This is a genomic window from Enterobacter cloacae complex sp. 6730903 (assembly GCF_048283985.1).
GTDB lineage: Bacteria > Pseudomonadota > Gammaproteobacteria > Enterobacterales > Enterobacteriaceae > Enterobacter > Enterobacter hormaechei_C.
In genome coordinates this window covers 1-9,646 of sequence record NZ_JBLVXX010000075.1, presented here as the reverse complement: position 1 = coordinate 9,646, position 9,646 = coordinate 1, and the positions used below count along the sequence as shown (strand labels likewise).

Annotated in this window: 10 protein-coding genes and 5 pseudogenes; 13 read left to right on the top strand and 2 right to left on the bottom strand. The window is 45.3% G+C overall.

The window, feature by feature from the left end; genetic code table 11:
• Nucleotides 1–41 precede the first annotated feature (41 nt).
• Nucleotides 42–551: a competence protein ComJ gene (gene comJ / locus ACNQ0W_RS23940; protein ID WP_417933265.1), complete on the top strand. Its 510-nt coding sequence runs from the start codon at nucleotides 42–44 to the stop codon at nucleotides 549–551.
• Nucleotides 552–620: 69 nt separating this feature from the next.
• Here comJ (ACNQ0W_RS23940) and ACNQ0W_RS23935 read toward each other — a convergent pair.
• A pseudogene (locus ACNQ0W_RS23935) lies at nucleotides 621–1,011 on the bottom strand (DUF933 domain-containing protein); the annotation flags it as partial.
• A 19-nt stretch (nucleotides 1,012–1,030) separates the two neighbouring features.
• Here ACNQ0W_RS23935 and ACNQ0W_RS23930 point away from each other — a divergent pair.
• The 8 genes and pseudogenes from ACNQ0W_RS23930 to comJ (ACNQ0W_RS23895) all read left to right on the top strand — a co-directional run.
• Nucleotides 1,031–1,758 (top strand): annotated as a pseudogene (locus ACNQ0W_RS23930) (RHS repeat domain-containing protein); the annotation flags it as partial.
• Complete coding sequence (locus ACNQ0W_RS23925; RefSeq protein WP_303745643.1) at nucleotides 1,735–2,184, top strand: Rhs family protein; 450 nt, start codon at nucleotides 1,735–1,737, stop codon at nucleotides 2,182–2,184. The pseudogene ACNQ0W_RS23930 and the gene ACNQ0W_RS23925, both read left to right, overlap by 24 nt.
• A gap of 25 nt (nucleotides 2,185–2,209) precedes the next feature.
• Nucleotides 2,210–2,566: an SMI1/KNR4 family protein gene (locus ACNQ0W_RS23920; protein WP_062933882.1), complete on the top strand. Its 357-nt coding sequence runs from the start codon at nucleotides 2,210–2,212 to the stop codon at nucleotides 2,564–2,566.
• Nucleotides 2,567–3,145: 579 nt separating this feature from the next.
• Nucleotides 3,146–3,628 carry a competence protein ComJ gene (gene comJ / locus ACNQ0W_RS23915; protein ID WP_116330095.1) on the top strand — a complete coding sequence of 161 codons (483 nt, stop codon included), beginning with the start codon at nucleotides 3,146–3,148 and terminating at the stop codon, nucleotides 3,626–3,628.
• A 201-nt stretch (nucleotides 3,629–3,829) separates the two neighbouring features.
• Nucleotides 3,830–4,657, top strand: a pseudogene (locus ACNQ0W_RS23910) (RHS repeat domain-containing protein); the annotation flags it as partial.
• On the top strand, nucleotides 4,637–5,515 hold the full coding sequence (locus ACNQ0W_RS23905; protein ID WP_235155541.1) for a hypothetical protein: 879 nt from the start codon (nucleotides 4,637–4,639) through the stop codon (nucleotides 5,513–5,515). The pseudogene ACNQ0W_RS23910 and the gene ACNQ0W_RS23905, both read left to right, overlap by 21 nt.
• A gap of 71 nt (nucleotides 5,516–5,586) precedes the next feature.
• Entirely contained in the window at nucleotides 5,587–6,138 is a 552-nt protein-coding gene (locus ACNQ0W_RS23900) for a hypothetical protein (RefSeq protein WP_371306723.1), read from the top strand.
• A gap of 164 nt (nucleotides 6,139–6,302) precedes the next feature.
• Nucleotides 6,303–6,785, top strand: coding sequence for a competence protein ComJ (gene comJ / locus ACNQ0W_RS23895; protein WP_062933885.1), 483 nt, complete (start codon nucleotides 6,303–6,305; stop codon nucleotides 6,783–6,785).
• A 32-nt stretch (nucleotides 6,786–6,817) separates the two neighbouring features.
• Here the strand turns inward: comJ (ACNQ0W_RS23895) and ACNQ0W_RS23890 are convergent.
• Nucleotides 6,818–7,225, bottom strand: a pseudogene (locus tag ACNQ0W_RS23890) (DUF933 domain-containing protein); the annotation flags it as partial.
• On the opposite strand from ACNQ0W_RS23890, the pseudogene ACNQ0W_RS23885 reads away from it, so the two are divergent.
• The 4 genes and pseudogenes from ACNQ0W_RS23885 to ACNQ0W_RS23870 form a co-directional block, all read left to right on the top strand.
• A pseudogene (locus ACNQ0W_RS23885) lies at nucleotides 7,212–8,303 on the top strand (RHS repeat domain-containing protein); the annotation flags it as partial. The pseudogenes ACNQ0W_RS23890 and ACNQ0W_RS23885 sit on opposite strands and share 14 nt — an antisense overlap.
• Entirely contained in the window at nucleotides 8,300–8,776 is a 477-nt protein-coding gene (locus ACNQ0W_RS23880; RefSeq protein WP_062933876.1) for a hypothetical protein, read from the top strand. The pseudogene ACNQ0W_RS23885 and the gene ACNQ0W_RS23880, both read left to right, overlap by 4 nt.
• A gap of 65 nt (nucleotides 8,777–8,841) precedes the next feature.
• Complete coding sequence (locus tag ACNQ0W_RS23875) at nucleotides 8,842–9,081, top strand: HNH/ENDO VII family nuclease (RefSeq protein WP_080454698.1); 240 nt, start codon at nucleotides 8,842–8,844, stop codon at nucleotides 9,079–9,081.
• Between the two features lie 12 nt (nucleotides 9,082–9,093).
• Entirely contained in the window at nucleotides 9,094–9,543 is a 450-nt protein-coding gene (locus ACNQ0W_RS23870; RefSeq protein WP_062933877.1) for an SMI1/KNR4 family protein, read from the top strand.
• Nucleotides 9,544–9,646 lie beyond the last annotated feature (103 nt).

Below are 9,646 nucleotides of genomic sequence, written 5' to 3'. Positions count from 1 at the left end.
ACGGCAAACGAGATAATGGCGTATGTCTCGTGGGCTCGGAGATGTGTATAAGAGACAGATTTTATATAATGAGGAATAGACATAGACAATGTGTTGATCTACTGATTTCACATAGTCAAATATTGCTACGATCCCGAGACTATGATGAAAAAATGAGTCAGTGGGATCAAGGTAATATTGATCAAGGCGCTGTAATTCATAAAGACTATGTGATTTTTGATTCATTACCAGAGGACGCGTTCGGAGCAAACGTTAATATCAAACTAGCGAATGCTTTTAATTTAGATGTAAATGCACAACGCTGCATTGTCGTCCCATTTTTTATTACGGATGAAAATAAGCTTCAGATCGCATCTGCGACAGAGAAATTTGATGTGAACATTAATGTAACCGGTAAGACTTTTTCGCTCTTCTTTGAGATTTGTGAAGGGGACGAGATTTATTATAATTTTACTCTTGTGCCTGAAAAAGAAGCTATCACTGCTAAGTTTTTATTAGACGACCCTTGGGGAGGGAAAAAAGACAATCCTCTAAAAGAGGGTGTGTTTTAAAGTTAATAATTACTAAATCGAAATAAAAAAATCCACGCCCAAGCGCGGATTTTTCTCATTCAAAACAAATCAAACGTTAAACAAGAAGTTCATCACGTCGCCATCTTTAACGATGTAATCTTTCCCTTCCGCACGCATCTTGCCTGCTTCTTTCGCACCTTGCTCACCCTTGTAGGTGATGAAGTCTTCAAACGCGATAGTCTGTGCACGGATGAAGCCTTCTCGAAGTCGATGTGGATCTTACCAGCCGCCTGAGGCACAGTCGCATCGACAGGGATGTTTCACGCGCGCACTTCTTTCCGCCCGCGGTGAAGTAGGTTTGCAGGCTGAGCATCTCATAGCCCGCGCGGATCACGCGGTTCAGACCCGGCTCGGCCATGAAATCTACACGATCGGCGTCGTTCACTTCAGCGATATCGGATTCAACCGTGGCGCAAACCGCCACCACTACAGAATCTTCACCGCTCGAAGATTTTACTGAGAAGATCCCGCACAACCGCCTGTCGCAGCTGAACGGCATTCGCTGGCGCTATGACATCCACGGCCGCACCGTGGAGAAGGATAACGGCCAGACCCGCTGGCACTACCGCTACGACGGTGAGCACCGCCTGACGGAGGTGATCAGCCAGCCGCGGGACCGCAACAAGCCGCAGACGCAGGTCAGCTTCCGCTACGATCCGCTCGGTCGCCGCATCAGCAAAACGCGACGCCAGGTGCTGGGCGGACAGCCAATCGGCAAGCCGGTCACCACCCGGTTTGTCTGGGAAGGGTTCCGGCTGTTGCAGGAAGTGCACGGGGATGTGCAGCTGACCTACGTCTACAGCGATCAGGACAGCTACCACCCGCTGGCGCGTATTGACGGCGTTGATGCCCCGGAAATGTTCTGGTTCCACTGTCAGCCCAACGGTACGCCGGAGCGGATGACGGATAGCGAAGGGCAGGTACGCTGGGAAGGGGCGAACAGCGCCTGGGGCAAACTGCTGCGGGAAAGCGAGACGCAGGTATCAGGATATTCTCAGAACCTGCGTATGCAGGGGCAATACCTGAACCGTGAGACAGGGCTGCACTACAATCTGTGCCGGTATTACGACCCGGACTGCGGACGGTTTACGCAGCAGGACCCGATAGGGCTGGCGGGGGGGGGATAAACCTTTACCAGTATGCGCCGAACGCGCTGGGGTGGGTGGATCCGTGGGGGTTGTCGAGATGTAAAGCACCGAACGGATATAAAACGGGTGATGTTGATCCACATGGTAATCTTTCTCCTGGTGTAAACAGGGCGTCGGGCCACACAAATAGTAAAAATGATGGGTTTGTACAAAGTCACCATCCAATACAAGATGCTTGGGCTAAGAAAAGAATTAACGGTTACCAGAGATATACTGCACCTGCTACGTTACTTAAATCCGCATCAGGCAGTCCACACGCTAATATAAGTTCTGCTCAAAGAACTCGTAGAGCTTTACCGGGAGGTTGGGATACAACATTGAAACAAGAGTTTCATATCAGTTACAAAGAAATGATTGATGCAGGTGTTCCAAAGCAGCAGGCAAGGAAATCGATTAGTGACTCGTATAAATATTTTGACCAATTGAGAGAGTCTAATAGTAGTAACATTTATTTTGATATATAACTTATTCATTTACAGGTAAGCCAATATGGAAAAACAGGATTTAATTGATCAGCTAGATGAAATTGAAAAAATCATGCGCATGTCTTTACCTTCTGAATATAAGCGCTTTATGATTGAAAACGTCAAGGACACTGACTCTTATGAAATTCAACGAGCAAATGGTGACCAGCTATATGTTTTCAATTGTTTTGATTTACTTGAAAGAAATAATACATATACAATTCAAGAGGTTGAGCCTGACGTTTTATTGATTGGTCAAGATGGTGATCTTGGGTACTTTTTGAATTTGCGCAAAGGTACTGATGAGATTTACTCTTTAGTTCTTGGAGCGTTAGGAAGCCTAGACATGGATAAAGAAAGTGATAGCATATTTATGCTATAATGATTTTTATTTATTAAACAACTTAGTTCGGTATATTGGGATAATCCACGTTAAATCGTGGATTTTTCTTTCAAACAAATCGAACATAAAAAATAAGTTCATCACATCGTAATTTTTAATGATGTAATCTTTACCTTTCGCACCCAGTGCTGCGCCGCTGATCTCTCCGCTCGGATTACGGCTACCGCGATAACCTGGTGCGGGAAAAGCGGGCGGAAACCCTTTCAACTAGGACAATAGCGCCGGCAACTACTCGTTCAGGATAGCACGCTGAGGGACCGGAGCAGTGGTGTTGGGATGCTGCTGGGAATTCGAACGGAGGATCTCCTGAGAAGATAATCCATAACCGTCTGCTGAAGGAAGTGCATAGGCATGCTCTGTTTACCTATTTCTACAACGATCAAGACAGCTACGATTCGCTGGCGAGTATCGATGCCCCGTACATTTTCTGGTTCCAATGCCAACTCGACTGCACCGATGACGGATATCGAAGGGCAGTAACTGTGGTACAGGTTCAAGTATTGGTAAACTTTTATCAGAACTTTCAGTTAGAACGATAATAAAAGTCGAGGTAATGTAATGAATGATAAAAAAATACAAATAGTTGATCTGCTGATTTCGCATAGTCAAATTTTGTTACGATCCAGAGACTATGATGAGAAACTGAGTCAGTGGGGGAGAGGAAATGTTTCGCAAAGTGCTGTACGTCACAAAGATTATGTTATATTCGATCCATTGCCAGAGGACGCGTTTGGAGCAGACGTCAATATCAAAATAGAGAATGATTTCATATTAGATGAAAATGCTCAGCGCTGTATTGTTGTACCATTTTTCATTACGGATAAACATAAGCTGCAAATCGCTTCTGCAACTGAGAAATTCGATTTAAATATTGATGTGAACGATAAAGTTTATTCACTCTTTTATGAGATTTGTGAAGGAGAAGAAATTTACTATAATTTCACTCTTGTACCGACAAAAGAAGCTATTGATGCTAGGTTTTTGCTAGATGACCCTTGGGGAGGAATAAAAGACCATCCTCTTAAAGAAGGGGTTTTTTAAATTTAATACTGATCGGGGAATTAATCTCGGAATAAAAAATCCACGCCAAAGCGTGGATTTTTTTCATTCAAAACAAATCAAACGTTAAACAAGAAGTTCATCACATCGCCATCTTTAACGATGTAATTTTTACCTTCAGCTCACATTCGGGCTGCCTCTTACGCTCCTTGCTGAATCTTACCCTCAATAAGCTGTCAGAATACCCGCGACGAGCTCCTCCGTGAGACCAGCCGCACCCAGGGGCTGCTGACCAACCGCAGCGAATACGAACGTCTTGGCCGCCTGCATCGCCGGGACGTCTTTACCAGCAATGCCCAGCGTCCGTCGCCGCGCCGCTGGGATTACGACTACCGCAATAACCCGGTGCGTGAAGAGCGGGACGATAACCCGTTCAGCTGGTACCGCTGGCATTACCGGTATGACGGCGAACATCGCCTGACGGAGGTCATCAGCCAGCCGCGGGACCGCAACAGGCCGCAGACGCAGGTCAGCTTCCGCTATGACCCGCTCGGGCGACGCATCAGCAAAACGCGACGCCAGATGCTGTTTGGGCAGCCAACCGGTAAGCCAGTCACCACCCGGTTTGTCTGGGAAGGGTTCCGGCTGTTGCAGGAAGTGCACGGGGATGTGCCGCTGACCTACGTCTACAGCGATCAGGACAGCTACGATCCGCTGGCGCGTATTGACGGCGTTGATGCCCCGGAGATCTTCTGGTTCCACTGTCAGCCCAACGGCACGCCGGAGCGGATGACGGATAGCGAAGGGCAGGTGCGCTGGGAAGGGGTGAACAGCGCCTGGGGCAAACTGCTGCGGGAAAGCGAGACGCAGGTATCAGGATATTCCCAGAACCTGCGTATGCAGGGGCAATACCTGGATCGTGATGCAGGGCTGCACTAAAATCTGTTCCGGTATTATGACCCGGACTGCGGAAGGTTTACGCAGCAGGACCCGATAGGCCTGGCGGGGGGGATAAACCTTTACCAGTATGCGCCGAACGCGCTGGGGTGGGTGGATCCGTGGGGGTTAAAATGTGGTTTTTCTCAAAAAGATCGTATAACACAAGGATGGGTGGATAGATTAACAGGGAAAAAAAACGCTGATGTTCATAATATTTTGACATCCAAAGGTTGGACGAGAACATATCCACAAGCCAATAAACCAGGAGCTATCCAACATATTCAATATGTCAAAACAACAAAATCAGGTACTACGTACAAATTAGATTATCATCCCGGAGGGACTCCAACTCAACCTAATATTCATGGTAATGATTACTGGAAATTTTATCGCGAAGTTGATGGTGCTGATGTAGTATATGGGAGAATTGGTCATGGAGAGTTTAAAAATTATGATTTAATAACCGATTCACCTGTTTATGTTGACGGAGTTTTACTTAATGGGGGGGGTAAAATGATTGATTTTAATGCTGATATTTTATCAGGAAGAGCACTAGGTAACGTTTTTTTGGGGGATAATATCAGTAAGTACATAAGCGAGTTATATGCTGGCTATAAGGTAACTTACTTTGATTATTTCTTGCCTGATGATAAAAAAAGGCTTGCTTATATTGTAGATGACACAATGACAATCGCTACCCTTGAAGATGGAACGATCATTTCTATTGGTTGTAACGTAAACTATAAGGGGAGGTATAATAAAATATTACAAACAGGCCAAACGATGGGGGAAATAATAGGGTTGACTTACAAACAGCGTATATTTAATGGCTGTTTTATTATAAATGACGACTTTGGTTTTTCATTCGAGTTGCCAGCGCCATATGATGAAATTGCAGATAGCATTGCACATGTTCCACTAGATCTTGTTCTTAATGAAATCCGTGTTGCTGATTACTCTGATTGGAACCCACAAAAAATAAAACGCTGAAGTGTGGGTTAGGGTTGATCCCTCGGATTATTTACTTTACATAAAACCCTGGGTAAGCATTCTCTGGAGTCATGACATCCACTGTCGTAAGTAAAATACCCAGCGCCCGTCGCAGCGCCGCAGGGATTACTACTACCGCAATAACTTGGTGCGCGAAGAGCGGGACGATAACCCGTTCAAATGGTACCGCTGGCAGTACGACAGACAGTGCCGGGCGTCTCCTGGTTCAGGACGGCACGCTGGCCGGAGAGGAGCAGGGGATCTGGGATGCAGCCGCTAACCCGCTCGAAGGTTCTGTTGAGAACATTACGCACAACCGCCTGGCGCAGCTGAATGATATTCGCTGGCGTTATAATACCCATGCTTGCACTGTAGAGAAGGATAACGGCCAAACCCGAGGAACCGCAACAAACCGCAGACGCAGGTCAGCTTCCGCTACGATCCGCTCGGTCGCCGCATCAGTAAAACGCGACGCCAGAAGCTGGGCGGACAGCCAACCGGCAAGCCATCACCACCCGGTGTGTCTGGAAATGACTGCCTACTGGGGGAAGCGCACGGGGATGTGCTGTTCACCTACGTCGACGAAAGTGGTCAGGACAACTACGATTTGCTGGCGCGTGTAGATAGTGTTGATGCTTCATATATCTTCTGGGTCCATTGCCAATCCAACGGCACGGCACAACTTATAACTGATATCTAAAAGCAGTAATTTTGGTGCAGGTTCGAGTATTGGTAATGTTTTTCCATAACAATCATATGGAACAAGAATAAAAGTCTAGGGAATATAATGAGTGATAAGATCATGCAAACAGTAGATCTGCTAATTTCACATAGTCAAATATTGTTACGATCCAGAGACTATGACGAAAAGCTGAGTCAGTGGGGAAAAGGTAATGTTTCTCAAGGCGCTGTTTTACACAAGGATTATGTTATATTCGATCCATTACCAGAGGACGCATTTGGAGCAAACGTCAATATCAAAATAGATAATGCTTTTAAATTAGATCGAAATGCACAACGCTGCATTGTTGTTCCATTTTTTATTACGGATAAAAATAAGATCCAGATCGCATCTGCGACAGAGAAATTTGATGTAAGCATTAACGTAACCGGCAAGATTTATTCGCTCTTTTATGAGGTTTGTGAAGGGGACGAGATTTATTATAATTTTACTCTTGTGCCTGAAAAAGAAGCAATCCCTGCTAAGTTTTTATTAGACGACCCTTGGGGAGGGAAAAAATACAATCCTCTAAAAGAGGGTTTTTTTTAAAGTTAATAATAACTAAATCGAATGAAAAAAAATCATACGTTAAACAAGAAGTTCACCACATGAACCTCTTTAACGAAGTAATCTTTCCCTTCCGTACGCATCTTGCCTGCTTCTTTCGCGCCTTGCTCACCCTTGCAGGTGATAAAGTCTTAAAACGCGATAGAATGCGCACGAATGAAGCCCTTCTTAAAGTCGGTGTGGATCTTACCGGCCGCGTGAGGCGCAGTCGCACCGACAGGGATGATTCACGCGTTCACTTCTTTCACGCCCGCGGTGAAGTAGGTTTGCAGGCTGAGCAGCTCATAGCCCGCGCGGATCACGCGGTTCAGCCCCCGCTCGGCCATGAACTCTTTATGGTCGCCGTCGATGATTTCAGCGATATCGGATTCAACCGCGGCGTAAACCGCTACCTCTACAGAACCTTTACCGCTTGAAGACTCTGCTGAGAAGGTCACGCACAACCGTCTGACGCAGCTGAACGTCATTCGCTGGCACTACCGCTACGACGGCGAGCATCGCCTGACGGAGGTCATCAGTCAGCCGCGGGACCGCAACAGGCCGCAGACGCAGGTCAGCTTCCGCTATGACCCGCTCGGGCGACGCATCAGCAAAACGCGACGCCAGATGCTGTTTGGGCAGCCAACCGGTAAGCCAGTCACCACCCGGTTTGTCTGGGAAGGGTTCCGGCTGTTGCAGGAAGTGCACGGGGATGTGCCGCTGACCTACGTCTACAGCGATCAGGACAGCTACGATCCGCTGGCGCGTATTGACGGCGTTGATGCCCCGGAGATCTTCTGGTTCCACTGTCAGCCCAACGGCACGCCGGAGCGGATGACGGATAGCGAAGGGCAGGTGCGCTGGGAAGGGGTGAACAGCGCCTGGGGCAAGCTGCTACGGGAAAGCGAGACGAAGGTATCAGGATATTCTCAGAACCTGCGCATGCAGGGGCAATACCTGGACCGTGAGACAGGGCTGCACTACAATCTGTGCCGGTATTACGACCCGGACTGCGGACGGTTTACGCAGCAGGACCCGATAGGGCTGGCGGGGGGGATAAACCTTTACCAGTATGCGCCGAATGCGCTGGGGTGGGGGAATCCTTGGAGGTTGAGCCGTAAATGTAAGGATCCTTCTAAAGAAGCGACTCAATGGCAAGGTCCTCATAATAAAGACTATAAAGGAATCGATAGTTACTCGAATAGAACGCTTAAAAAAGGAACAATCCTTTATGCATTACATCCAAATGGTGATCAGTTACCTGCATATACCGTAACTCATCCTACAGTTAGGCAATATAAAGGTGATTCATTAGGATATCATGAAGCGTTACAGGTGAAACTTAATCCAGATATCCCATTGCGAACAAAGGTTAGGGCATGTTATGTTTCTGAGGATATATTTGTTGCTAGTTGTCGTGCTAATGCGAATCCGCAATACGGAAAAGGTGGGGGGATGCAAATCTATATACCTGAAGAAGCACGTAGTAAATTAATTCCTGGTAAGGTGATAGATATATGAAAAAAATGACATTAAATTTTAAAGATGGAAACATTGAAATTGATGGCTACTCTATTGAACTTGGTTCTTTTGAAAATTTTACTTCTTCTGAATTTTACAAAGCCCATTCTGAATTCACTAGGATAGGTAAATTTTATTTTGCGAAAGATGATATTGAATGGGAAGGGCAGAACTTTATTGTGGAGTTTAGACCAGCTATTTTTTCATTTAATTCATCTCTTTTTCTCACAAGTAAAGATGGGGATTTCTATCAAACACTTAAAGATTGGGAACTTAGAGCATCGTTAAAAAACCTTAAAGATGAAGAAAGAAGATTGACAGACTGGATTCAAAATAAACTTTCCAAAGAAAAAATGGTAAAGATAAGTGCCCCCCCTTATGGAGTCACATGGAACTTTGAATGGGGTGAGCTAACAGTGCAATCAAATGAAAGATCCTTTGATTGCGGTATATACATAGAATGGAAAGATTAAAATTTAGTATAAATGGATAATTATAGGGTAGCGCAGCAGGCTCCAACAAGGCTTGCGTATGAACAATGCCAGAACTCCCAATCAAGAAACATTGTTCCATGAAAGGCCTTGCCAATCTTCATCACGTTCTTGGACAAGAACCTGGACCAATGATGGAAATTCTATCATCTATGTATAAGCTGTATCATAAGCAATTGCATGGATTAATCGCGAACGGTGGTAGTTTTAGAAATACTCCTGAACTTGATAGACAGTACAACAGATTCAGAAGTGCGTATTGGAAGTTGAGAGCATTAGATTTTTAATAGGATGTAAAAATGATGACTATCAAAACTGCAATTGAATATTTGAACAATAATGCGACAGACGAAGTTTTTTGGTTAGGTCAAGTTGATATAGAACAGATTGACTTACTTGAAAATAACCTTGGCATTAAACTCCCTCATGATTTTCGAGAGTTCTTACTTTTGGTTGGGGGCGGAGGGGTGATTGGAGAGGAGATTTCAGGAATAGTGGATAATAATGCTCTTGAAGAGTCAGGAGGTGCTGTTTTTTACGATACAATATATTGCCGCAATGAATTTTCACTCCCTGAAAATTATGCTGTTATATATCTAAAAGATGATGAGGTTTGCTGGTGTATAGATTCTGGTGGTGAGGATTTTGGAAGGGTTGTTAATTATGATCTGTTTTCCAAGAATACGACGAACATTATAAGTCCTTCGTTTTCTGAATTTTTTGATAATTATGTTAAGTTGCGGACGTGATTAGTGGCATGAATGCCAATTGAATTGATAAGCATTTCCCAAGCTGATAAGGTCCAGGAGATAATTTGGACCTTATGGTACATATTCTATTGTTTCTAAATAG